This window comes from Micromonospora sp. NPDC049529 (assembly GCF_055586685.1).
In genome coordinates this window covers 38479-62754 of record NZ_JBVJHT010000014.1, presented here as the reverse complement: position 1 = coordinate 62754, position 24276 = coordinate 38479, and the positions used below count along the sequence as shown (strand labels likewise).

Genomic DNA, 24276 nt, shown 5'->3' with positions numbered 1-24276 from the left:
CTTCGCACCTTCGGACGTCACTACTGCGCTGGCGCGCGGTCTGGTCCGGCGCGAACGCACCGGACCGACTCCCGCGCACTAGGCGGCAGTGACGTCCGTCGGTCGGGTCGGACAGCCCGCGACGACCGGCCATGTGCCCCGCCCCGTCACCGGTGCGCGACCGTGGCCCTAACCGCCCCGACCTCTGGCACTCACACCGCGCGAGTGCCAATCACTTGTTTAGCACTCTCCCATGTCGAGTGCAAGCGAGTGGGCCGGAGCCGAACCGGCCGGACACACCTTCCCGCGCGTTCCGCCACCCCGCCGACCAGCGACATCGCCGCCGGGAGCCGGATCACCGCTCCCGGTGATCCGTACGGCACCGGCATCGGCACGGGGCGTCGGGCACACCCGTACGGGTGAACGTCGCGCGGGTGAACATCGGGCGAAGCCAGCCGCACAGTCGTACGGGACGCCCAAATGTGACGAACTGCCCCATCGTCGAGACAGGCTCGGACACCACACGAGCCCGTCTCCCGCCACGGCGGGCCAACGGCGGAGCACCCAGCCGGAGAGCAGCAGTCACCCACTCGGACCGGCACCCGGATCCACGGGCACACGGCAGCGGAACACCGGTGGGCGGAAGTGTGACAGCGGCGCCGTACTCCACGGGGAGACCGGCGCCCTGTCGTTATCGATTCCGGCTGTGATTTTCACGAGCATTCGGTCGGGACTCCCGACCGGTGTCGGACGACGCGGGCGAACCGGTCAGGCGAGGAGGCGCACCTTCTCCGCCTGCGGCCCCTTCTGGCCCTGGGCGATTTCGAACTCCACCCGCTGTCCGTCGTCGAGCGCCTTGTAGCCGTCCATCTCGATCGCGGAGAAATGGACGAATACGTCCTGCCCGCCGTCGACCGCAATGAAGCCGTAGCCCTTTTCACTGTTGAACCACTTGACGGTGCCCTGTGCCACGGTGCACTTCCTCACTTCGATCGTGCTGGGTCAAACACCCCCGGCTCCGGCGTACGCCGACCGGAGCCGCCGACTCGGGACCATATCGATCCACGAATACAGCAACCGAAATCGCACGCTACACGAGGTCCGACCGAGGTGCACTACCCCAAAAGGGACAGCAGCCGGTACGCGCACCCCCACCTGTGACGATTGAACCGCATCGTCGAACGTCTTTACGTCGTACAATTGATCATGTATCTCGCGCAACGCGACGCAACCGTGATCCGCAATCCGGTTGCCGGCCGGGTCCGTCGAGGGTAGGCATGCCCCATGACCAGCCTGCCGGCCACCGCCGCACCACGGGCGGCCGCCACCGCCGCCACCCCGCCGGGTGCGACCGCCACCGCCCGCACACCCGCCCCGGGCTCCCCGGCCGGCGGTACCGACGGCCTCCGGCGCGGCGACGGCGACGCCGACGACCGGCCACGGGTCCGGCGGATCCGGAGCACCGACACCGCACGGATGCGGGCGCTGCGCCTGGAGATGCTCGCCGACGCACCCCTGGCCTTCCTGGAAACCGTCGCCGAGGCGGCCGCCCGACCCCACGCCGAGTACGCCAGCCGGATGCGCCAGAACGCCACCGGCGGCCAGATCGCGGCCTTCGTCGCCGAACCACCCTCGGCGTACCCGGACGGGCGTTTCCTCGGCCACGCGGGCGGGCACGCGGTCCCCGCCGAGCCGGGGCTCACCGTGATCTTCGCCGTCTACGTCACCCCGGCCCGACGCGGCAGCGGTCTGCTCGCCGACCTGATCGAGGGGGTGGCGGACTGGTCCCGGGCGGCCGGACGCCCGGAGCTGATGCTGGAGGTGGTGGTCGGCAACGACCGGGCGATCCGCGCCTACCAGCGGCTCGGTTTCGAGGACACCGGCGTCCGGCTGCCGCACCCACGGATACCGACGCTGACCGAGTTGCAGATGCGTCGCCGCGCCTGAACCGACGGCGGTGTCCCGCCCCACACGAGAGCGGGGAGGCAGCCCCGTCGCCGGTCACCCGGCCCGGACCCGTCGGCAGATCCGGATCTGCCGACGGGCTCGGAGCTCCGGAAACTCAGACGTGCCGGCGGGACTGGACCACCCGGAACCGGCCGGCCACGTACGCGCCGTCGGTCAGGGCCGCGTTCGCCGCCGGATTGGCACCGCTGGCGTGGAAGTCGGAGAAGGCCGCCGACTGGTTGACGAAAACTCCGCCGGTGAGGTTGCAGGACAGGTGCACGCCGGCATCGAGCGCCGCCGACTCGGCCGCGTCGAGGACCTTCTCGTCGCTGGCGTAGACCGCCGCCGTCAACGCGCCCCGCGCCCCCACGGTCTCCCGCAGGATCTCCAGGCTGTGCGTGGTGGAGTCGGTCGCGATCGCGAACGAGATCGGTCCGAACCACTCCCGGCCGTAGGTCCGCACGGCGTCCGCGCCGAGCCGGACGATCGTCGGCGTACGCACCACCGCCTGCGGGTACGTCGGGTGCTCGACCGTACGCGACGCCAGCACGACCTCGCCGACCCCGGCGACCTCGTCCAGCCGGGCCAGCACGCCCTCGTTGACGATCGCCCCGGTGAACTCCACCGCCCGCGCCGGGTCACCGGTGAGCTTGCCGACCGCACCGGCGATCCCGGCCGTCACCTCGTCGAAGCTCTTGTGGCCCTGGTCGGTCTCGATGCCCGCGGACGGGATCAGGATGTTCTGCGGTGTGGTGCACATCTGCCCGCTGTAGAGGGTCAGCGAGAAGCCGATGTTGCGGCACATGCCGGCGAAGTCGTCGGTGGAGTCGACCACGATGGTGTTGACGCCGGCCTTCTCGGTGTACACCGCAGCCTGGCGGGCGTTGTTCTCCAGCCAGTCGCCGTACTCGGTCGAGCCGGTGAAGTCGATGATCCGTACCTCCGGGCGCAGCGCCAGCGTGGTCGCCAGCTTCTCGCCCGGTTCCTCGGCGGCGAGCAGCACCAGGTTGGGGTCGAAGCCCGCCTGCGCCAGCACCTCGCGGGCGTACCGGACGGTGATCGCCAGCGGCAGCACCGCGCCCGGATGCGGCTTGACCACCACCGGGTTGCCGGTGACCAGCGAGGCGAACAGACCGGGGTACGAGTTCCAGGTCGGGAAGGTGTTGCAGCCGACCACCAGTGCCACCCCCCGGGGCACCACGTGGAACGTCTTGACCATCCGCAGCGGCTCGCCCTTGCCGGCCGGCTTCTCCCACTCGGCGCTGCCCGGATGCCGGGTCATCTCCGCGTACGCGTACGCGATCGCCTCCAGCGCCCGGTCCAGGGCGTGCGCCCCGCCGGCCTGGAACGCCATCACGAACGCCTGCCCACTGGTCGCGTGTACGGCGTTCGCCAGCTCGAAGATGTGCCGGTGCAGCCGGGCCAGGATCTCCAGGCAGACACCCGCCCGAGCCTGCGGCCCGGCGTCCCGCCATGCCGGCAGGGCCGAGGTGGCGGCGCCGATCAGCTCGTCCACGTCGACCTGCGGGTAACGCACGCCCAGGTCGAGCCCGAACGGGCTGACCTCGGTGGCGAGCCGGCCCGGCGTTCCGGGCTGGTCGAGCGGGAAGTCGCCGTCCAGGTAGGCGCGGAAGGCCGCCTCGCCCTCGGCGGCGGCGGTCTCGCCGTACACCCGGGGGCTGGGCGACTCGGGGTAGGCCGACCAGTAGCCGCGCTCGCTGATCGCGGTCAGCGCCCGGGCGAGGGTGTCGGCGTGCGTGGCGTAGAGGGGATGCGGGGTCTCCGTCATCCCGCCATCATGCCCCAGCCCGCGCGACACCCTCATCCCCTGCCCACCGCGTCTGCCGCCGGTACGGATCAGAGGGTCAGCTGCCAGTTGTTCCAGACCTCGACGGGACGGAAACCCATCGCCTCGTTGATGGAGATCATGTAGTCGTTGACGCCGGCGTTCCAGGTGTCGATGATCCGCAGGGCGGGCTCGTGGGACATCACGTACCGCAGGTTCTCGATCTTGGCGACGGTGCCGAGCCGGTGGCCCCGGTGCTCCGGGTCCACGATCGTGATCTGCTGGAACGCGTGCCAGTCCGGCGTCGCGCCGACATCGATCATGGTCCAGGCGACGACCCTGCCGGACGCGTCGTGGCGCAGCACGCTGCTGTACAAGCGCCGCCCGCGTACGACCAGCGCCTCGTCCACCGCCCGGATCCGCTCCCGGTCGGGTTTCGCCGCCTCCCACTCCAGGTCGCCCAGGGGCGCGTCCTGGACCAGCCGGCCGTCGAGATAGGCGATGTCGTCGAGGTACGCGTCGGGCGTCGAGCCGATCCACCGCACCAGCGAGTAGCCGTCGGCCCGGCTCCACGCCGAGGCGAGCAACTCGTCGAGGCGCGCCTGGTCCAGCGTGCTCAGGTCGAGCCGGCGGCGGACGTCAACCAGAGCGTTGCGCGCACCGAACGAGGTGGCGAACTCCCGACCGGGCTCCACCCGGGTCGGCTCGCCGGGCAACGGGCCCTGCGACATCCCGTTGATCCGCTTCCGTCCGAGCTCCCGAACGGTGCGCAGGGCGTACGCGTACAGCGCCCGGCCGATGCCCTGGCGCCGGTAGTCCGGCAGCACCTCGATGTCCACCGACGCGTTCTCGGTGTTCTCCAGTTGGGGCAACTCGATGCTCAGGTATCCGACCGCCCGGCCGTCGAGGTGGGCGAGGACGAACCTCGTCTCCTCGCCGGGCATCGGATGGCGCAGCTGACCGTAGAAGCGCTGGCGACAAAGCGGCGGGAAGTCCGGCTGGTCGGCGGCGAGGATCGCGGACCGGACCGCGTACGCCTGCTCGACCGCGAGGTCGTCGGCGACGTCGAGTGGGGTGATGATGAGGCCTACGGAGGTGGCGGCGGTGTCCATGTCCCCGAGGGTGCCCGGCGGCCGCGACGAGCGCGAGCGAATTAGCCGGGGGTCGTTGGTCGGGAGGACGATCGCACAACGCCTCCGGCGCTGGGTCGTAAGAGCTTCAAAAGTCTACGGCGATACGCCCTCCCGCACGGAGCATTTTGCGTCGCCCGGTTCGCGCCGTCAAGCCCCGCGCGGGGTATTTTGCTAACGGGTGGCAAATCACCAGTTACCCACCGCATCGGACACGTCCACCGATCGGCCTAGTTGTCCAGGTCCGATCGGCCGCAGCGAGCACCGACCAGCGGGGCGCTCCGGCCGATCGGACCAGCCGGATCAGCCCAGCAGCCCGGCCTCGCGGGCGGCCTTCAGTGACGGCTTGACCCGGTACGTCGGCCCCACCAGCGACGCCACCGCGTCGATCGTCTTGAGTCCCTCACCGGTGTTGTAGACAACGGTCTCGGCCGTCGGGTCGAGCCGTCCACTCGCCACCAGCTTGCGCAGGCAGGCCACCGTCACCCCGCCCGCCGTCTCGGCGAACACCCCGGTCGTACGCGCCAGCAGCCGGATCGCGTCGCGGATCTCGTCGTCGTCGGCGTACTCCATCCAACCGCCGGTACGCCGCACCGCCTCCAACGCGTACACCCCGGCGGCCGGGTCGCCGATGTTGAGCGACTTGGCGATGCCGGTCGGCTTCACCGGCGTGATGGTGTCGGTGTCGTCGTGCAGGGCGGTCGCGATCGGGTTGCAGCCGGCCGACTGGGCGCCGAACACCTTCCAGCCGTTGGCCGGCGCCTCGACCAGTCCGATCTCGACCAGTTCGCTGAACGCCTTGTCGACCTTGGTCAGCAGCTCACCGCTGGCCATCGGGATGACCACCTGCTCGGGGATGCGCCAGCCGAGCTGCTCGGCCACCTCGTACCCCAGGGTCTTGGACCCCTCGGCGTAGTACGGCCGCACGTTGACGTTGACGAACGCGGTGTCCTCGAACTCGTCGGTCTCCACCAGCTCACCGCAGAGCCGGTTCACGTCGTCGTACGAGCCGTCGATCGCGACCAGGTCACCGCCGTAGACCGCGGTGGTGATGATCTTCCCCTGCTCCAGGTCGGCGGGGATGAACACGATCGAGGGAACCCCGGCGCGGGCCGCGTGCGCGGCGACCGAGTTGGCCAGGTTGCCGGTGGAGGCGCAGGCGAACCGGTTGAAGCCGAGGCCGCGCGCGGCGGTCAGCGCCACCGAGACCACCCGGTCCTTGAACGAGTGGGTGGGGTTCGCGCTGTCGTCCTTGACCCAGAGCGGCGCAGTCATGCCCAGTTCGGCGGCGAGGTGCGGGGCGGCGACCAGCGGGGTCAGGCCGGGGTCGAGGGTGACCCGGGTGGCCGGGTCCTGGCCGGCGGGCAGCAGTGCGGCGTACCGCCAGATGTTCTGCGGCCCGGCCTCGATGTCCGCTCGGGTGACCTTGGCCAGGGCATCCTGGTCGTAGGCGACCTCAAGCGGGCCGAAACACTCGTAACAGGCATGCTGCGCGATCAACGGATACTGCGCGCCGCAGCCCCGACAGACCAGCGCCCGAGCCGGATTGACCGGCACGTCACCGTCAGCAGTGGTGGTGGAACTCTGAGTTTCGCCGAGGATCGCAGTCATGCGATGCCGTCCTCTCATCTTTCCCAACGCCGCGCGGTGCGGCGGGGACGGACTTGGCACCTGCCACCCGGCTCGTCATCGAGCCGGCGGGTGGTTGCCGGGGCTTCATCGGGCCGTATCCCTCTGCCCCTCTGGATGAGGTATTCAGTTGTACGACCGATCCTACGGGTGAACCCCGCCCCAGCGCAGCACCCCCACACCCCCTGTGATCCAGACCCCACCCGCGCGCCACCCCACGCACCACCCCGCGCGCCACCCCAAGATCCGCGCACTTTCACGGAATTAGTGGTTATTTCACGCGCGATAGCCACTCATTCAGTGAAAGTGCGCCGGGTGGGTGGGGCGCGGCGGGGTCAGCTGACCACGTCCTTGCGGGTGAAGCGCCAGAACGCGAGGCTCCAGAAAATCGTGGCGTAGCTGATCGCCGAGATGCAGCCGCGTACCAGGTCGTCGGTCTGGAACGGAGTGGAGAGCAGGCCCAGCCAGGCGGTGCTGTAGTGGGTCGGCAGGAAGTCGCGGACCACCCCGAGCGCCTCGATCTGGTCCAGGATGCTGGACAGGATCCAGAGCAGCACCGCCCCGCCGACCGCGCCGAGGGCCGCGTCGGTGGAGACCGAGAGCAGGAACGCCAGCCCGGCCACCACCAGCAGCGCCACCGCCAGGTAGCCGAGGACACCGAGCAGCCGGAGCAGGCCCTCGCCGGCCGGGATCTGGGCGGCGATCGTGCTCTGCAACGGCTCCCAGCCGTACCGGAGAATGCCGGCGACCAGGGCGGTGCCGGCGAGCAGCAGCAGGGCCAGCCCCGAGTACGCCAGCGCGACCACCAGTTTCACCGCCAGCAGCCGCGCCCGGGGCACCGGCACCGCCAGCAGGTAGCGCAGGCTGCCCCAGTTCGCCTCGCTGGCCACGGTGTCGCCGCAGAACAGCGCCACCACGACGACCAGCAGGAACGACGACGACACGAAGATGCAGAACAGGGCGAAGTTGAGCCCACCCGTGGTGGCCAGGTCGATCAGGCTGGCGAACTCGTTGTTGCCGTTGTCGTCGTCACCGCCCGAGTTGAACTGGAACGCGATCAGCACGATGAGCGGCAGCAGGACCATCGCCGCCAGCGTCAACTGCGTACGTCGCCGGGCGAACTGGCGGCGCCACTCGGTCGCCACCGACAGGGTCGCCCCCGGCCGGTAGCCGGTTGCCGCACCGGCGCTTTCGACGGTCACCTGATCCGTGCCGGCCATGTCAGCGGTCCCCGCTTCCCCGTGAGTTGTCGCCGACCAGGGCGAGGAACGCGTCCTCCAGGCGGCGGCGCGGCATCACCCGGTCGACTCCCACGCCGGCCCGGACCAGTTCGGCGACCACCTCGCTGCGGGCGGTCCCGTTCACGTCCACCACCAGCGCCCCGTCCCCGTTGGACAGCACCTCGACGCCGTCCAGCCGGTCGAGTACGGCCCGTGCGGCGACCGGGTCGCTGACGTCGAACTGCACACTGGGCGACTCGCCGACGATCTCCTCGACCGGCCCGGAGGCGACGATCCTGCCCTTGTTCACCACCACCGCGTGGGTGCAGGACTGCTCCACCTCGGCCAGCAGGTGGCTGGAGACCAGCACCGCCCGGCCGCCGGTCGCGTACCGGCGCAGCACCCGGCGCATCTCGGCGATCTGCGGCGGGTCGAGCCCGTCGGTCGGCTCGTCCAGCACCAGCAGCTCCGGCAGGCCGAGCATGGCCTGGGCGATGGCCAGCCGCTGGCGCATCCCGTGGCTGTACGTCTTGATTTTGCGGTGGACCGAGTCGCCGAGGCCGGCGATCTCCAGTGCCTCCTCGAAGTGGGCGTCGGCGAGCGGCCGCCCGGTCGCCCGCCAGTACGTCCGCAGGTTCGCCAACCCGCTCAGGTGCGGCAGGAAGCCCGGCCCCTCGACCAGCGAGCCGATCCGGGACAGCACCGGCGAGCCGGGGACCAGCCGGTGCCCGAAGACGAAGATCCGGCCGGCGGTCGGCTGGGTCAGCCCCATCAGCACCCGCAGGGTGGTGGTCTTGCCGGCACCGTTCGGCCCCAGCAGGCCGACCACCTGCCCCCGGTGCACCTCGAAGTCGACCCGGGAGACGGCGACGAAGCCGTCCGCGTACTCCTTGCGCAGGTCGCGGATGACCAGCGGGATGTCGGCGTACTCCGCGGTCACCGAGGTGTCGTGGCGGCGGTGCCGGCGGCGGACCACCAGCAGGACCACGACGAGCCCGACCGCGATCGCGGCGAGCAGGGCGGCCAGCGCCCAGCGCCAGAGTACTCCGGTGGTGGGGATCGGCTCCCCGGTCACCGTTGGCAGGGTGATCCGGTCGCCGCCGAGCGCCACCGAGTAGACGGTCGGTTGCGCCGGGGTGGCGTAGCCCTGGTCGGAGGTGGCCAGCACCAGCGCGAGCCGGTGTCCGGCCTCGACCCGGTGCACGATCGCCGGCAGGGTCACCCGCGCGGGCGCGGCACCGGCCAGGTCGGTCGGCAGGCCGGTCAGCCGGACCGGGGCGATCAGGCCGCTGGGCAGTTCGGCGGTCCCGTCCGGGCCGATGTCGTAGAGCTTGGCGAAGAGGACCGCCTCGCCGGTCGGTGACGCGGCCCGGATCGACACCGTCGGGGCGCCGACCACGTCGACCGGGTCGTCCAGCGGTTCGGTGACGAACCGGGCGTGCTGACCGGGCAGGTCCCCGGCCACCCCGCCGACCACGCTGGAGAGCGCCCCGGCGAACGGCACAGTGGAGATCGCGGCCGGGTTGCCGTTCGGCGGGTTGGCGATCTGCTGCGGCGGGCCGGCGACCGCGACCTCGCGGATTCCGCCGCCGGCCGCAGCGTCCGTGCCGGTCAGGCCGGGATAGTCGGCGGTACGGAAGCCGGTCGCGACCAGCCCCCGGTCGAGGGCGTCGAAGCCGGCCAGCCGGGACCAGGTGAAGCTGGTGCCGGGGTCGGCGGCGTCGCCGCGTACGTAGTGGTCGAGCCACTGCACGGTGAGGAACTTGACCCGGTCCTGGTCGGACTGTGGGCCGGCGCCGCCGTCGTGCCCACCGGTGAACCAGGCCACGCGTACGGGGGTGCCGGCGGCGGCGATGCCACGGGCGTTGGCGTCGGCCTCGCTGAGCGGGAAGAGCGTGTCGGCCTCGCCCTGGATGAGCAGGGTCGGCGCCTTGATCCGGTCGAGTACGCCGGCCGGGCTGGACCGGCGCAGCAGGTTGACCGCCGCTTCGCTGGCCCGTCCGGTGGTGGCGATCTCCAGGTAGGCGGCACAGACGTCGGCGGCGAACCGGCCGCAGGCCGGACTGGTCGGCCCGACACCGGGGCCGGCGCCGGGACCGATGCCCGGACCGGGGCGGGTCGACGGTGCCACGCTGGGCGTGACCGTGGGGGCGGCGGTCGGCCCGGTGGTCGACGCGGTGTTGCCGGGCCCGCCGGCCGGGTTGGTGCCGCCCGGTCCGAGGCCGCCGAGGCCACCGGGGCCGGTGCCGCCGCTGCCGAACAGGACTCCGGCCCAGCCCTTCTTGAACACCCCGTCCAGGGTGGACCGGCCGCTCGACTCGGGCAGGAACGACGCGGCCAGATCGTGCCAGGTGATCATCGGGACGATCGCGTCGACGCGAGGATCGGCGGCGGCGAGCAGCAGGGCCAGGCCGCCGCCGTACGAGCCGCCGACGACGCCCACTCTCGGGTCACCGGTCGCGTCGGTACGGATCTCCGGCCGGGCGGCGAGCCAGTCGAGCAGCCGGGCGGCGTCGCGTACCTCGAAGTCGGGGCTGTCCAGGTGGATCTCCCCGCCGCTGCGGCCGAACCCCCGGGCGGTGTAGGCCAGCACCGCGTACCCGTGTTCGGCCAGCTCCTCGGCGTCGGCGCGGACCGATTCCTTGGTCCCGCCGAAGCCGTGCGGCAGCAGGACAGCCGGGACCTTGGCCGTGGCGCCGGCCCCGTCGGGCAGGTACAAGGTGGTGTCGAGGTCCACCGGCTGGTTCCCGTCCGGGCCGGACCGGACACCGATCAGCCGGTCCTCGGTGCGGAAGGAGTCGCCCTCGGGCCAGACCGCCCAGCCGACCAGTCCCGCGAGCAGGGCCACGACCAAGACGGACGCACCAATCCGGCGGCGACTCGATCGTGGCGTCCCGGACCGGCTCGCCCCGGACAGGCTCGCCCCCGGCCGGACACGGTGGAGGGCACGGCGGAGCCGGGACGGCAGCGCGGAAGGCATGGGCACACCGTACGGCCCGGAACCTGTGCTGTGGCTGAGATCCGCCGTACGTCCGTCCGGTCAACCCGATCGGTGAGCGAAACGCATCGTACGAACATCCCAAGGCCAAGCACGGCAGGACAAATTCGGACTATGTGAATTCCGATCTACTGGGGCATATACCTCAATCGATACATGTCGCTCAACAATAAGTACGCAGAGTCACGATTTTGAGTACCCGTGACCACAGGTGAGCAACTGACGTGAAACTGACTGTTCGTCGTGGATGGACGGAGTCGGGCGTTCAGTTAGTTTTCCGCTCCGGTGGGCGGGACCCCGGCGGCCTCCCGGCGCCCACCGCCACCGGACCCTGGCCGTCGCCGGAGGAGACCCACGATGACAGTTCCCGCGCGACGGCCCCGAGGATGGCCGAATGCGCCCGGCAACGCACTGCGCCTGTTCCTCGTGCTGATCTTGCTGGTGCCGATCGCCGTACTCTTCGTGCAGTTGCAGCGATCGGTCGACGCCGATCAGGAACTGGTCGCCCGGGAGCAGCACGGGATCGAGTATCTGCGCTCGTTGACCGATGTGACGGTGGCCCTCACCGAGGCCCAGTCGGCGGCCGTCGCCGGCCGGCCGGTGCTGCGCGAAGCCCTGACCACGGCGGTGGTACGGACCACCGCCGTCGACACCCGCCTCGGCGCGCAACTGCGCACCCGGGAACGCTGGGCCGGCGTACGAGCCAAGATCGAATCCCTGCCCGACCGGGGCGCGACCAGCCCGGACGCGGTCTTCACCGTCTACCGCGAGACCGCCGACCTGCTGCTGGCCCTCTGGGGCAAGGTACGGGAGAGCTCCGGCCTGATGCGCGACCCCGAGGCCGACTCCTACTACCTCCAGGACGCCGTCGGCGAGGAACTGCCCGCCGCCATGGTCGCCGCCGGACGACTCGCCGACCTCGCGGTGATCGGATCCGCTCGGAAGTCGACCGAACGACTACGCACGGTTGCCGAGCTGACTGCCGCCCGTACCTCCCTGCTCGACCCGGCCGCCGACCTGATCGAGTCCCTCCAGGCGGCGGTGGAGAGCACCGACAGCCCCAACCTCGGCGGCAACCTGCTCAACCAGCTCGACAGCTACCAGCGCGCCACCGAGGCGCTCGGCGCGTCGGCCGCCCTGACCGACGGCACCTCCGAGGCCGATCTGACCCAGATCGCCGCAGCCCGGGTGACCGCCCACGCCGCCGCCGAACAACTCTCCTCGATCATCCTCACCGAACTCTCCACCCTGGTCGATGCCCGCAACGACCAGCTGGCCCGCACCCAGCAGGTCACCTACCTCGCCGGTGCGCTGGCACTGCTGCTCATCTTCGGCCTGGCCGTGGCGATCGTGCTCAGCGGCCGTGGCCGCCACCCCGTACCGACCGTCCCCGCAACGCCGGACGGACCGCCGGCCGAACCGGGCGGCACCGAGCCGGGACGGTGGGACGCGCTGGTCGAGTGGTCAGCCGGCGCACCCGGTGGGCCGCCGGCCGGTCGACCGGTCGCGACCGCCGGCGCGGGTTCCGACGGTCCCGGCGGATGGGGGCGTTCCGATGCTGCTCGGTAGGCTGCGGATCCGGGCCAAGCTCGCGCTGCTGGTCATCACCCCGCTGCTCAGCATGGTCGGCCTCGCCGTGCCGGTGGTGGTCGAACGGGTGAACCAGGCGAGCCGGGCCGCCGACACCGCAGAGTCGGTACGCATCGCCGGCCGGGTCGGCTCGCTGGTCCAGGAGTTGCAGCAGGAACGGCTGCTCTCCATCGGCTACCTGATGGGCCACGCCGACCGGTCCGCACTGATCCAGCAGACGGCCACGGTCAGCGACGAGATCGCCGACCTGCGCGCCGACCTCGGGGACCGGCTGACCACCCGGGTCACCGGCGCCATCGCCGGGGTGCAGCAACTGGCCGAGCTGCGCTCCGCGGTGCTCAACCGCCGGGCCACCCCGGACCAGGTGCTCGGCAAGTTCGGGCCGATCCACGTGGCGCTGATCGAGTCCCTGCAACTCACGTACGGGGTGGACACCGCCACGCCGCAGGGACGCCAGGTGGTCGCCCTCGACGCGGTGCTGCGTACGGACGAGGGGATCAGCGCCGGCGCCTCGATCATCGTGCTCGTCGTCGCCAGCAGGAACCAGGGCGCGATCACGGCGTACATCAGCAACATGGCCGCGTTGACGGTCAACACGTCCCGGTTCAGTGCCTTCGCCACCCCGGAACAGAACGCCCTCTACCGGCTGGTCGAGGACGCGGTGGCGAACCGGACCAGCAGCGAGTTCCTCACCAGGTTCGCCATCGACCCCGAGGGCACCGTCGCCGGGTTCAGCATGCAGCGGCTCTTCCCCGCCGTCGCCTCCCTGATCACCCTCGGGCAGTTCGTCGAGAAGCGGATCGTCACCGACGTCATCGCCCAGGTGACGGCGGAACAGCGGTCGGCGCTGAACACGGCGTACTGGGTCGGCGGGCTCGTCCTGCTCATCCTGCTGGTGGTGGTGCTGCTCAGCCTGGCGGTGGCCCGTACGGTCGCCCGGCCGCTGATCCGGCTCACCCAGTCGGCCGACCGGGTCGCCCGGGTCGCCGAGGGGGAACTGGTCCGGATCGCCGACGACGAGTCCGAGTCGTCGACCGCGATCCGGCTCGACCCGGTCGACATCCGGGCCCGCGACGAGATCGGCGACCTGGCCCGCGCCTTCGACCGGGTCCAGGGTACGGCGGCCCGCCTGGTCGAACGACAGGCGGCGAGCCGACGCAACGTGGCACAGATGTTCGGTCACGTCGGCCGGCGGACCCAGAACCTGGTCGGCCGGCAGATCGCGTTGATCGACCGGTTGGAACACCAGGAGACCGACCCCACCCGGCTCCAGCACCTCTACCGCCTCGACCACGTCTCCAGCCGGCTGCGCCGCAGCGCCAGCAGTCTGGTCGTGCTCTCCGGCTCGGCCGGTGCCGACGGTCACGTGGCGCCGATGCCGCTCGGTGACGTCGTCCGGCTCGCCCTCGGTGAGATCGAGGACTACACCCGCGTCGACGTACAGGTACGGGTCGACATGGGGGTGGCGCCGGCGGTCATCGGGGACCTCGTACTCACCCTGGCCGAGCTGATGGAGAACGCCACCGCCTTCTCCCCGCCGCACACCCGGGTGACGGTCACCGGCGAGGTGGTCGAGGACGGGGTGAAGCTCACCCTGGTCGACCACGGCATCGGCATGACCGGCGAACGGCTGGCCGAGGAGAACGCCCGGTTGACCCGGCGGGAACGGCTCGACCTGGCCCCGACCGAGGTGCTCGGCCTCTTCGTGGTCGGCCGGTTGGCCCGCCGGCACGGCTGGCGGGTGACCCTGGCGGCGACCGGCGGCGGCGGGGTGACCGCCGAGATCGAGATCTCCGACCGGCTGCTGGTGGCCCGACGCACCGAACCGTCGGCGGTCGCCGTGGCCCGCGCCAGCGTGCCGTCGGCCTCGTTGCACTGGGCGGACGTCGCTCCGGCCGCCGAGCAGGCACCGGCCGGAGCACTGCCGACCCGGAAACCGGCGCCGATCGGCCCGGTCGCCGACCCGATCCGGGCGCTGGTCAGCACGCCCCTGCCGGCCTCACCCTCGCCACCGGCCCAACCCCCGCGACCGGTGCAGGCACCGGTGCAGTCCTCGCCGCCGGTGCGGACGGAACCTCCGCGTCCCCCGACCGCGCCCTCCCGCCCCTCGGCACCACAGCTCACACCGCTCGGACCCGAACCCACCCGAGCCGGGTCGACCAGCACCGGGCCGAGCAGCACCGGGCCGACCATCGCCGGGGTGACCGTCGCCGGGGGTGGCGCGGCCGGGAACGGTGGCACCGCCCGTACCGATGTGGGCGCCGCACCGGTCGACGACCCGGCGGAACCGGTCTTCGACGCGGCGCTGTTGCAGCGGGCCAGCCGGTCGCTGGCGGCCGGGGAACCCTGGAACGCGTTCGCCGGAGCGCCGGTCGAGCCGTCGACCGCTCCGGCCGAGGTGGGCGAGGTGGGCGAGAACAGGGCTGCGGCCGACGACGCCGGTGCAGCCAAGGCACTCGGGCTGCGTCAACGCGTGCCCGGCGCCCAACTGCCGGCCAACAACGGGCCCGGCGCGGCCGGCCGGGGCGCCGCCCGCAACAGCGGCCCCCAACCGGCCGACCCCTCCGTGGTCCGCGCCCTGATCGAGGAGTTCGAAGCCGGCGTACGCCGGGCCCAGCGCCAACAGCCGGGAACGACCTCACCGGTCGGGGAGCCGGTCGGGGCGGGCCGGGGCGCGGCACCGGAGGTGGCCCCGGTGGGTGCGGGACCGGTGCAGCTCACCCGGCGGGTGCCGGGCCGCAACCTGGAACCGGCCGGGCCGGGACCGCGCTGGGACCGGTACCGGTCCGGCAGCCGCCCGGACGACCCGGACGAGGTCCGGAAGCTCGTCACCCAGTTCGAGGCCGGGGTGGCCCGCGCCCTGGACGAAGTCCGTACCGACCACCATCACGAAGAGGAAAGACCACGATGACCAGCCCCTTCATCCGCGACAGCATCGACCGCGAGCAGTCCGGTACGGCCTCCGGAGAGCTCAGCCAGGAAGCCCGGACGTTCAACTGGCTGCTGGACTCGTTCACCACCAACACGGCCGGGGTGGTCGAGGCGATCGCGGTCTCGTCCGACGGGCTGCTGATGGCCATGTCCGCGATCAAGGACCGGTCCAACGCGGAGCGGCTGGCCGCAGTCGTCTCCGGTATGACCAGCCTCGCCGGGGGCGCGGCCAACTGGTACTCGCTCGGCGGACTGAATCGGGTGATCGTGGACATGACAGATGGGTATCTGCTGGTCAGCTCGATCAGCAGTGGTTCCGTACTCGGCGTCGTCGCCGACCGCTCAGCGAACCTGGGCACCGTCGCGTACGAGATGACTCTCTTCGCGGGCCGGGCGGGAAGTGCGCTCACGCCTCGGCTCATCGTCGAGTTGAAGAACTCCGTACAGTCGTGACCCGGCCCGCGGCCGGCTCCGGGCGAGAGCCCGAGCCGGCCATCCGGATCCGCCCCTATCTCCAGGCGGCGGCGTCGATGCCCGGCGAACCCGATCCGCAGCGCGACACCGACGCCACCGACACGGAACTGGGTCCCGTCGGCCCGGTGCCGCAGGGGCTGCGGCCATTCGTGCTGACCGCCGGCCGGGTGGACAGTGTCGACCCCGCGATCTGCCTGGAGACGCAGGTGACGGCCCGACCGGACGGGCCGTCCTGGACGAGCCCGCCGCTGGGTCGACTCGCACCGGAGCTACAGGACATCGTCACGCTCTGCGCCGAACCGATGTCGGTGGCCGAGATCTCCGCTCGGCTGCGGTTGCATCTCGGCGTCACCAAGATTCTGGTCGGTGACCTCCGGGCCACCGGTCACCTCGATGTGCACACGTACGACATCGAGGATGCCCACGACCCCGACCTCATTCTGCGAGTGATCGATGGACTTCGTGCGATCTCCTGAGTGGCCGGCCGCCCCGACGGCCGCCAGCTCCCCCGTCAACAGCGCGCCCAGCCGGTACGGCGGACCGGCGAGCCACGGCGGACCGGGTGGCAACGCCATCCCGGCCGGGTACGGCGGGCCGTCCGCGCCCGCCGCCCGCCACGCGCGGGCCAGTGCCGGCGTCGACTACGGTGAGCCGATGGGAGCCGGCGGAGCGGCGCCGGGTCGCCCCAAGTCCGCACCGATCCCGGTGAAGATCCTCATCGCCGGTGGTTTCGGCGTGGGGAAGACCACCACCGTCGGTGCCATTTCGGAGATCGCCCCGCTGACCACCGAGGCGGAGATGACCACCGCCGGGATCGGCGTCGACGATCCCGGTACCCGCTCGGAGAAGACCACGACGACCGTGGCGATGGACTTCGGCTGCGTCACCATCGACCGCAGCCTGAAGCTCTACCTCTTCGGCACGCCGGGTCAGTCCCGGTTCGGTTTCATGTGGGACGACCTCGCCCGGGGAGCGCTCGGAGCGCTGGTTGTCGTCGACAGTGCCCGGCTGGATGACTGCTACCCTGCGATCGACTTCTTCGAGCGCGCGAGGCTACCTTTCGTCGTCGCGGTCAACGCGTTCGATGGACAACTCGCCCACGATCTGGACTCGATCCGGTGGGCGTTGGCGATCGGCGAGCACGTACCACTGGTGCGGTTCGACGCCAGGGACCGGTTGTCGGTACGCGACGCCCTGCTGGTCGTCCTGGACCGTGCACTGGACCGGGCGATCCGGGAGCGGGAGTCGTAAGCCCGTGACCAGGGCACGACGGTCGGGAAAGGTGGCGTGATGCGAGGCGAGTTGGACGACGCGCTGGCCCGGATGGCCCGGCGGGAGGAACTGCAACGGCGGCGGTCCGGCGTGCCCACGGGAAGTGAACGGGCGCCGGTCGACGCTCCCCGCCCCGCCGCCGAAGGCAACCGCCCACCAGCCGAGGGCAACCGTTATCCGGACGGCAACCGCCCACCGGCCGACGGTCACCGTTATCCGGTCGAGGGCAGCCGCTACCCGACCGAGGGTGCCATCCGGTCCCCGAACGCCGGTCTGCGCCCACCGGCCGAGACGCTCCGCTCGTCCACGGCAGGCCTCCGTCCCCCGGCCGAGGCGATCCAGCCGCCGGTGTCAATGCCGCTGCCGCCACCGGTGTCCACGCCGGCGCCGCCGTCGGTGCCGGCACAGCGGACACCGGCCGACGACGTGGCCGAGGCGGTCCGGCGGGTGGTCGCGCAGCATCCGGGGCTGACGGTCCGACTGACGATGGAGCAGGGTACGGCGAACGCCAGCGTCCGGGTCGGCTGGTCGGAGGGCCGGGTCACGGTCACCCCGACCGACGCGCCCGTGACACCCCCGCCCGTGCCCACACCGGCGCGGGTGCCCGCCCCGGCGCCGCCGGTGTGGCCGCTGCCGGTGCAGGCGATGCCGGTGCAGACGATGCCGGGCTGGTCGACGGCGACCGGCGATCCCTCCGGCGACTCGGCCGCCCGGCTGGCCGAGCTGATCCGACGTGACCCGTCGCTGCTCGGCGGTTCCGAGGAGCAGTAACGCGTCCGGACCGCCCGGTCGTCGGCAGGATGTTCCGGCCGGCCGGGCGGAAGACGGATCAGGGGTGCCGGCGGCGGCTACGCTCGGCCGGTGGCCGAGCCCGATCTCACTCTCACCGCGAACCTGCGATCGGCGACCCTGGACGCCCGACGGGGAATCGTCCGGCTGCACCCGACCGTACTGACCGCGCTGGGATTGCATCCCGGTGATCCGGTGCGGCTGACCGGTCGCCGCACCACCGCCGGCATCGTGGCCCGCGCGGAGCCGGCCAGCGGCCGGGACCTGCTGCACGCCGATGATCTCCTGCTGGGCAACCTGGGCGTGCGCGCCGGTGCCCCGGTGACGGTCGCACCGGTGCCGGTGGTGGCCGCCCGTCGGGTGGTGCTGACCGGGCCGGCGGAGGTCGCCGCAGTCGTACCGGCGGAGCTGCTGCGGCTCGCCCTGCTCGGCAAACTGGTCACCGTGGGCGACGACGTGTCGCTGCTGCCGCGTGACGTACTGCCGGACGACGGGGCGCGGGCGCTGGTCGACGCCGCCCGGCGGAGCCTGGCCAACACCATGGGGTACGCCTGGACGAGCACCCTGCTGACCGTCACCGCCGCCGAGCCCGCCTGCGCCGCCCTGGTCACCATGGACACCGTGGTCGGCTGGGCGGACGGTTCCGCGACGGGCGGGGCCCCGCCGTCGACCGGTGACAACGGGGCGGGTGTGACCGTGGACGACGGCCAGGCCGGGTCGGGTTACCGCAGGGCCGTACCGGCCGGGAGCACGGCGCCGTCACGCGTACCGGTGGTCGAGGCGGAGCCGGCGCCGACCCTGGCCGACCTGCCCGGCGTACGGGACCAGGCGCAGGCGCTGACCGAACTGCTCGACCTCGGTTTCCACCACGGGGAGGTGCTGGGGCGGCTCGGCACCAAGGTCTCCCTCGGCGTGCTGATCACCGGTGCGGCCGGCTCCGGCAAGTCGGCGCTGGTACGGGCGGTCGCCAACACGGTCGGCGCCCGGATCGAGACGCTCTGGGCACCCGAGCTGGCGGCGCTGACCAACGACGCCGCCGCCCGCCGGCTCGACGCGCTCACCTCCTCCGTACGCGGTGACGGCCCCGCCGTACTGCTGGTGACCGATGTCGAGGCGCTTGCCCCGCGCGACGAGCCGGGGCCGCTGGCGACGGTGTTCCGGCAGGTGCTGGGCGAGACGATCCGGTCCGGTGCCGCCGTGGTCTGCACGACCAGCCGACCGGAGGCGGTCGACCCGTCGCTGCGTGCCCCGGACCTGCTGTCGCTGGAGCTGGCGGTGCCGTTGCCGGACACCGCCCTGCGACGGGAGCAGTTGGCGGTGCTGACCCGGAAGATGCCGCTCGCCGAGGACGTACGGCTGGACGAGGTCGCCGCCCGTACGCCTGGTTTCGTCGCCGCCGACCTGGCCGCGTTGGCGCGCGAGGCCGGGGTCCGGGCGGCGTTGCGCCAACGCGCCGAGTCCTCGCCGGTGGTGGCGATGGTCGACTTCACGGCCGCGCTGGAGGTGGTCCGTCCCACCTCGATGTCGGCGTCGACGCTGCGGCTGGCGACGGTGACCCTCGACGACGTCGGGGACATGGCGCAGGTGAAGGAGACGCTGACCGAGTCGGTGCTCTGGCCGCTGACCTATCCGGACACGTTCGCCCGGCTCGGGGTGCAGCCGCCGCGCGGGGTGCTGCTGTACGGGCCGCCCGGTTGCGGCAAGACGTTCCTGGTGACCGCGCTCGCCGGCTCGGGGCGGGCGAACGTGCTCTCGGTCAAGGGCGCCGAACTGCTCTCCAAGTGGGTCGGCGAGAGCGAACGTGCCGTACGCGAACTGTTCCGCCGGGCCCGGGACGCCGCCCCGACGCTGATCTTCCTGGACGAGGTGGACGCGCTCGCTCCGACCCGGGGTCAGGCCACCGACGGCGGTACCACGGATCGGGTGGTCGCCGCCCTGCTGACCGAGCTCGACGGGGTGGAGACCCTGCGTAACGTGATCGTGGTCGGTGCGACGAACCGGCCCGATCTGGTCGATCCGGCGCTGCTGCGGCCGGGTCGGTTGGAGCGGTTGGTCTACGTACCGCCGCCGGACGCCGGTGGGCGGGCCGACATCCTGCGGGCGGTGGCGAAGTCGGTGCCGCTCGCCCCGGACGTGGACCTGGTCGCGGTGGCGGAAACGTTGGACGGGTTCTCGGCGGCCGATTGTGCCGCCCTGATCCGGGAGGCCGCGCTGGTCGCGATGCGGGAGTCACTGTCCGCGGCGACGGTCACCGCCGCGCACGTCACCGCCGCCCGCAAACGGGTACGCCCGTCGCTCGATCCGGTACAGGTCGCCTGGCTCGCCGCGTACGCGGAGCAGCACAGTCCCGGCTGACCCACGATATTGTCAGTTGTTTTTTCGTAATCCCGATGTGCAGAAATGGTCCTTCGATGCTTTCGAAGGGCAATTAGCGCTACCCGCTTTAAGAAGGCTTTAAGAAACTTTCGGGCACGGGTCGAAAGCGCCTAACATACGGCGGCCGTGGCCGTCCGGTCAGCTTGTCGTGTCGTGCTTGTTGGGGAGTAACACGTGTCATACAGCTCGTTCCGCGAACCCGACGCAAGTCCGCCGCCGCCACGTCCCGGCCTCCTGGGGCGGCTCGCCGGTAACAGGCTGGGCATGGTCGCCGGTGTGACCGCCAGCGCGGCCGCCGTCGTGATCGTCGTCGCGGCCGCAGCCGTGTACCTGGGTGGCGAGCCGGCCGCCGAGCCCGATCCGGCGAACGCGGCCAACGCCCTCGCGTACGCCTCGCCGTCGACCGGGCAGACGAACGGTCAGCCGGCCGGGCAGACGGAGGGGCTCGGCTCGCTGCCCTCGGCGGCGGCGTCGCCGTCGGCGTCAGCGGCCGGTGGGACGTCGCCGTCGGCAGCGGCGGGTGCGGCCGGGCCGCAGGCCGTGACCAGGCCGAAGAACACCGCGCCCGGTTGGGTCCCGGTGAACGACGCGGCGTGGAAGGCGCAGGTCAACGCGTACAACGCACTGAAGATCGACCCCGTTCCGGCCGGCGTGGGCAATCTCCCGGAGTTCCGGGCGGACTGCCAGTACAGCCACCGGCTGCCGGACGACCCGATCGTCGCGCCCGGCCTTCCGGGCGCCTCGCACATGCACTCGTTCGTCGGCAACAAGGCCGTCAACGCGCAGACCGTGGCCGAGGACCTGACGAAGTTCACGGCCACCTCCTGCAAGCCGGTCCAGGACCACTCCGCCTACTGGGTGCCGACGCTCTACGACAACGGGACCGGCCAGCCGGTCGAGACCACGGGTTTCCGGGTCTACTACCGCGCGCAGACGAAGAACCCGGCCGGTCAGCTGCCGATGCCGAACGGCCTGCGCATGATCAGTGGCGACGCCAAGAAGAAGACGCCGACGCCGCGCGGCGCGACCGGCCAGTTCTACTGCGCCTTCTACGGCCCCGGCGACCTCGACGGCATCGCCCGCAGCACCAACGGCAACTGGCCCATCTGCGGCGGGGACGCCACGCTGCACTTCATGATGCAGTTCCCGGGTTGCTGGGACGGCAAGCACCTGGACAGCCCCAACCACAAGGACCACGTGGCGTACCCCTCCGGCGACGCCTGCCCGTCGAGTCACCCGGTGAAGATCCCGGCGATCACCTTCGACATCCAGTACGGGGCGAAGGGCACTCCGGCGGGCTACTACCTCTCCTCCGACAAGGAGGGCAAGAGCGCCTCGTCGATGCACGGTGACGCGTTTGTCATGTGGGACACCACCACGATGAACAAGCGCACCAAGAACTGTGTTTTCCAGCGCCGGACCTGCGACAACTACGGGTACCAGAAGTAACGCGAGCGCGACTGGCGTCCGGCTCACGGCAGAACAGCGCCGTGAGCCGGACGGGTGTGTTTCGGGGGCCGATGCCGGGCGCTCAGCTGACGTGTACTCCGGCCTCGGTGAGCGGGCAGGACCACAAGGATCGTATCGGTTTCGATAGTAACGGCAGTCCAACTACCAGCTGAATCGTTATTGTCGTACTGACTTAGCTCATCACCTCGGCATCGGGCCCGAGGTACGGTAACTTTGTCGCACGAGGAGGTGGTTGACCATGCCGGGAACGGAGGCGGACGCCTGTGCGCCCAGCGTGCGCGACAGCTCGGATCTGATCCTGGGCTTCGTCAACACCCGCCCCACGGGCGACGGACGACCCGAGTTGCTCGACGGCCGGACCGGGCTGGCCGACTGGCTGACCAGATCCGGCCTCGCCGACGCCGCCCCCTCCGCCACGTATGCCGACGCGGTCGCCGCCCAGGAGCTGCGCGCGGCCTTCGTCACGATCCTCCGGTCGCACGCCGGCTGCGTCGACGACGAAACGGCGGTTCCGGACGCCGAGGCATATCTCCAGCGCATCGCGGAGCGCTACCCGCTCACCCCGAGGATCAGTGCCGAGGGCTGCACGCTCGTCGCGTCCCAGTCCGGCGTACCGGGAGCGTTCGGCTCGCTCTTCGCCGCCGTCGCGGACCTCGCCGCCCGGGGCGGCTGGTCGCGGGTGAAGGTGTGCAAGAACTCCTCCTGCCACTCCGGCTTCTTCGACAAGACCCGCAACACCTCCGGCCTCTACTGCAGTGCCGCGTGCGGCTCACAGGCGTCGATGCGCGCGTACCGCAGCCGGCTCAGGACCGGTTAGTGCGGGTGTCCGCGTCACACCTCCTGCTCGGTGCGCTGCGGAACGTGGGCCGGTCAGCCGAGCCGGATGCGGGCCGTGATCGTCTCGCCGTCGCGTTCGAACTCGGCGCCGGCCCGGCGCAGGACGCCGAGCGCGGGTCCGTTGTCGGCGGTGGTCTCGGCCACCACCAGCCGGGCGCCGGCTCCGACCGCCTCGGCGAGCAGTAGCCGCAGCGCGGTGGCGGCGATGCCCTGACCACGCGCCGACTTGCCGAGCCACATCCCGGTCTCCATGGTCGCCGGCCGGTCGTGGTGGCTCATCCGGATCATCCCGACCACGTCACCGTCGACCTTGATCGCGAACATCAGCGTACGGGCGGAGCCGTCCAACCCGTCGAACCGTGCCCGGTGGAACTCCCGGAACGCCTCGCGACGCGCGTGTGACCAGCCGGCCGGTGCCGTCACAGGCGGCATCACATCGTCGGGTTCCGCCTCCGCGACGGCTACTGAGAGCAACGGCTCCAGGGTGTGCTCGTCGATCGGCGTCAGTTGTACGTTGCTGCTCACGACCGCAGTGTTCCCGCGCCGGAGCCGCCTCGTCCACCGCTTTGGCCAAGCGTTGCCGATATGCCGGAACGCCCTGTCCGGTACAGCCGGACCGGGGCCTGAACGGCCGGGCCGGTGGTGACCGACAGTAGGCCGGCCCCGTCGATCGGCGGCGGCGTGAGACACCGACGTCGGACCCGGATTCGGCTGCCCTCACGGGGTCGGCATCGGCTGATCGCCGTGACCGAGGGTGCCGTACCGCACCCCGGGGACAGGACGGCCATTTCCCCGATCAGCGGTCGAAGCGGCAGAGGGCGACGGTCGCGTCGTCGTACCGCTTGAACCGGTGTCGGTCCCCGCCCTCGGCGGTCTCCTGCTCGGCGGCCCGGACCCGGCGGATCAACTCGCTCGGCCCGTCGGCGGTGAGCAGGGCGAGCAGGGTGTGCCAGTCGAACAGGCCCAGCTTGTCCACCGCGTACGACGCGCCGTCGGTGAGCAGCGCGACCCGGCGTACCCGGTCCGGCCCGGCCAGCGACAGCCCGCCGCCGATGGCGTGGTACGCCGCCTCCGGATCGGCGGCGGCCACCCAGTAGCCGCCGGGGGTGTTCATCTGCTGCCGCTGCCAGGTCACCGAGCGGCGGAACCGGGCCTGCGGGTCGTCGTTGTCGTGGCCGGCGCCGCCCGCGAAAGCGGCCGACTTCATCCCGACCATCGTCGTCTCCAACCGGTCGTCGGTGATCACCTGTAACCGGCTGCCGAGGTCGACGACCAGCGGACTGTCACAGAGGACCAGGTAGTCGACGTGCTCGCTGCCCTCGCGGATCAGGCAGACGGTGGACGACGGGGTGCCGGGATGACCGAGATCGCACCGATTGCCGTGATCGCCCCGCACCGCGTCGATCGCCGTGGCCAGGATCTCCATCAGCGTGGCGCCGGGGCGGTCCGCCGCGACCAGGCCGATCCGCGCCGCCAGCCGGCGGACATACCAGGCCGGACCATGTACGCATCCGGTGTCGAAACCCTCCGGGACGGTCGCCCCGTCGAGTACGCCGACCAGTTGCCCGTACTGGAAGACGTGATCCTCGTTGGCCAGTCGGTCCGGTGCCGCTTCGGAGGCGGACCATACCTGCATCATCCTGAGGTCTCCGGCTCTGCCGCGAGGCAGCGGGGCTGCGCTCGATCGAAGGGGTGTCGAAGAAGTTTCGCCTTGCCCCTGTCTACCCGACCGGACCCGCACCCCCGCAGGGTTTGAGTCCCTTCCCACCACTGGAATACCCGCGCAGCCGGCGAAAGTACGTGCCGGCCAGACCGGTTGTCACGAACACGAGGATCCTTCGTCGTCAC

18 protein-coding genes and 1 riboswitch are annotated in these 24276 nt (G+C 71.5%); of the genes, 10 read left to right on the top strand and 8 right to left on the bottom strand.

Annotated elements, in window-relative coordinates:
* Positions 1 to 747: 747 nt before the first annotated feature.
* Positions 748 to 951: a cold-shock protein gene (locus ACZ6QQ_RS24450; RefSeq protein ID WP_121157415.1), complete on the bottom strand. Its 204-nt coding sequence runs from the start codon at positions 949 to 951 to the stop codon at positions 748 to 750.
* Positions 952 to 1455: 504 nt separating this feature from the next.
* Here ACZ6QQ_RS24450 and ACZ6QQ_RS24445 point away from each other — a divergent pair.
* Entirely contained in the window at positions 1456 to 1926 is a 471-nt protein-coding gene (locus ACZ6QQ_RS24445) for a GNAT family N-acetyltransferase (protein ID WP_465879558.1), read from the top strand.
* A 115-nt stretch (positions 1927 to 2041) separates the two neighbouring features.
* On the opposite strand, the gene paaN is transcribed toward ACZ6QQ_RS24445, so the two are convergent.
* From paaN to ACZ6QQ_RS24420, 5 genes are all read right to left on the bottom strand, one after another.
* Complete coding sequence (gene paaN, locus ACZ6QQ_RS24440) at positions 2042 to 3715, bottom strand: phenylacetic acid degradation protein PaaN (RefSeq protein WP_465879366.1); 1674 nt, start codon at positions 3713 to 3715, stop codon at positions 2042 to 2044.
* 68 nt (positions 3716 to 3783) lie between these two features.
* Positions 3784 to 4824, bottom strand: coding sequence for a GNAT family N-acetyltransferase (locus ACZ6QQ_RS24435; protein ID WP_465879365.1), 1041 nt, complete (start codon positions 4822 to 4824; stop codon positions 3784 to 3786).
* A 321-nt stretch (positions 4825 to 5145) separates the two neighbouring features.
* Positions 5146 to 6453 (bottom strand): threonine synthase, encoded by a 1308-nt coding sequence (gene thrC, locus ACZ6QQ_RS24430; protein WP_465879364.1) that lies wholly within the window; start codon positions 6451 to 6453, stop codon positions 5146 to 5148.
* A gap of 11 nt (positions 6454 to 6464) precedes the next feature.
* Positions 6465 to 6595, bottom strand: a riboswitch (SAM riboswitch).
* 211 nt (positions 6596 to 6806) lie between these two features.
* On the bottom strand, positions 6807 to 7691 hold the full coding sequence (locus ACZ6QQ_RS24425; RefSeq protein WP_465879362.1) for an ABC transporter permease: 885 nt from the start codon (positions 7689 to 7691) through the stop codon (positions 6807 to 6809).
* A 1-nt stretch (position 7692) separates the two neighbouring features.
* The gene (locus tag ACZ6QQ_RS24420) at positions 7693 to 10671 is read right to left on the bottom strand and encodes an alpha/beta fold hydrolase (RefSeq protein ID WP_465879360.1); all 2979 of its coding nucleotides are present in this window, start codon (positions 10669 to 10671) and stop codon (positions 7693 to 7695) included.
* A 375-nt stretch (positions 10672 to 11046) separates the two neighbouring features.
* Here ACZ6QQ_RS24420 and ACZ6QQ_RS24415 point away from each other — a divergent pair, with 375 nt between their 5' ends.
* The 9 genes from ACZ6QQ_RS24415 (at position 11047) to ACZ6QQ_RS24375 (ending at position 22408) form a co-directional block, all read left to right on the top strand.
* Positions 11047 to 12258: a hypothetical protein gene (locus ACZ6QQ_RS24415; RefSeq protein WP_465879358.1), complete on the top strand. Its 1212-nt coding sequence runs from the start codon at positions 11047 to 11049 to the stop codon at positions 12256 to 12258.
* Positions 12245 to 15190: a sensor histidine kinase gene (locus ACZ6QQ_RS24410; RefSeq protein ID WP_465879356.1), complete on the top strand. Its 2946-nt coding sequence runs from the start codon at positions 12245 to 12247 to the stop codon at positions 15188 to 15190. The genes ACZ6QQ_RS24415 and ACZ6QQ_RS24410 overlap by 14 nt, the downstream gene beginning before the upstream one ends.
* Positions 15187 to 15663 (top strand): roadblock/LC7 domain-containing protein, encoded by a 477-nt coding sequence (locus ACZ6QQ_RS24405; protein ID WP_465879354.1) that lies wholly within the window; start codon positions 15187 to 15189, stop codon positions 15661 to 15663. The genes ACZ6QQ_RS24410 and ACZ6QQ_RS24405 overlap by 4 nt, the downstream gene beginning before the upstream one ends.
* Entirely contained in the window at positions 15660 to 16160 is a 501-nt protein-coding gene (locus ACZ6QQ_RS24400) for a DUF742 domain-containing protein (protein ID WP_465879353.1), read from the top strand. Before ACZ6QQ_RS24405 ends, ACZ6QQ_RS24400 begins: the two co-directional genes overlap by 4 nt.
* On the top strand, positions 16138 to 16935 hold the full coding sequence (locus ACZ6QQ_RS24395) for a GTP-binding protein (protein ID WP_465879351.1): 798 nt from the start codon (positions 16138 to 16140) through the stop codon (positions 16933 to 16935). The genes ACZ6QQ_RS24400 and ACZ6QQ_RS24395 overlap by 23 nt, the downstream gene beginning before the upstream one ends.
* A 39-nt stretch (positions 16936 to 16974) precedes the next feature.
* A complete protein-coding gene (locus ACZ6QQ_RS24390) occupies positions 16975 to 17727 on the top strand; it encodes a hypothetical protein (protein WP_465879350.1) in 753 nt (250 codons plus the stop codon).
* Between the two features lie 90 nt (positions 17728 to 17817).
* On the top strand, positions 17818 to 20100 hold the full coding sequence (locus ACZ6QQ_RS24385; RefSeq protein ID WP_465879348.1) for an AAA family ATPase: 2283 nt from the start codon (positions 17818 to 17820) through the stop codon (positions 20098 to 20100).
* 195 nt (positions 20101 to 20295) lie between these two features.
* Complete coding sequence (locus tag ACZ6QQ_RS24380) at positions 20296 to 21570, top strand: DUF1996 domain-containing protein (RefSeq protein ID WP_465879347.1); 1275 nt, start codon at positions 20296 to 20298, stop codon at positions 21568 to 21570.
* Positions 21571 to 21829: 259 nt separating this feature from the next.
* On the top strand, positions 21830 to 22408 hold the full coding sequence (locus tag ACZ6QQ_RS24375; RefSeq protein ID WP_465879344.1) for a CGNR zinc finger domain-containing protein: 579 nt from the start codon (positions 21830 to 21832) through the stop codon (positions 22406 to 22408).
* A 53-nt stretch (positions 22409 to 22461) separates the two neighbouring features.
* On the opposite strand, the gene ACZ6QQ_RS24370 is transcribed toward ACZ6QQ_RS24375, so the two are convergent.
* Both ACZ6QQ_RS24370 and ACZ6QQ_RS24365 read right to left on the bottom strand, forming a co-directional pair.
* Positions 22462 to 22953, bottom strand: a complete 492-nt coding sequence (locus tag ACZ6QQ_RS24370; protein ID WP_465879342.1) for a GNAT family N-acetyltransferase — start codon at positions 22951 to 22953, stop codon at positions 22462 to 22464.
* A 271-nt stretch (positions 22954 to 23224) separates the two neighbouring features.
* Positions 23225 to 24067 carry a hypothetical protein gene (locus ACZ6QQ_RS24365; RefSeq protein WP_465879341.1) on the bottom strand — a complete coding sequence of 281 codons (843 nt, stop codon included), beginning with the start codon at positions 24065 to 24067 and terminating at the stop codon, positions 23225 to 23227.
* Positions 24068 to 24276: the final 209 nt, after the last annotated feature.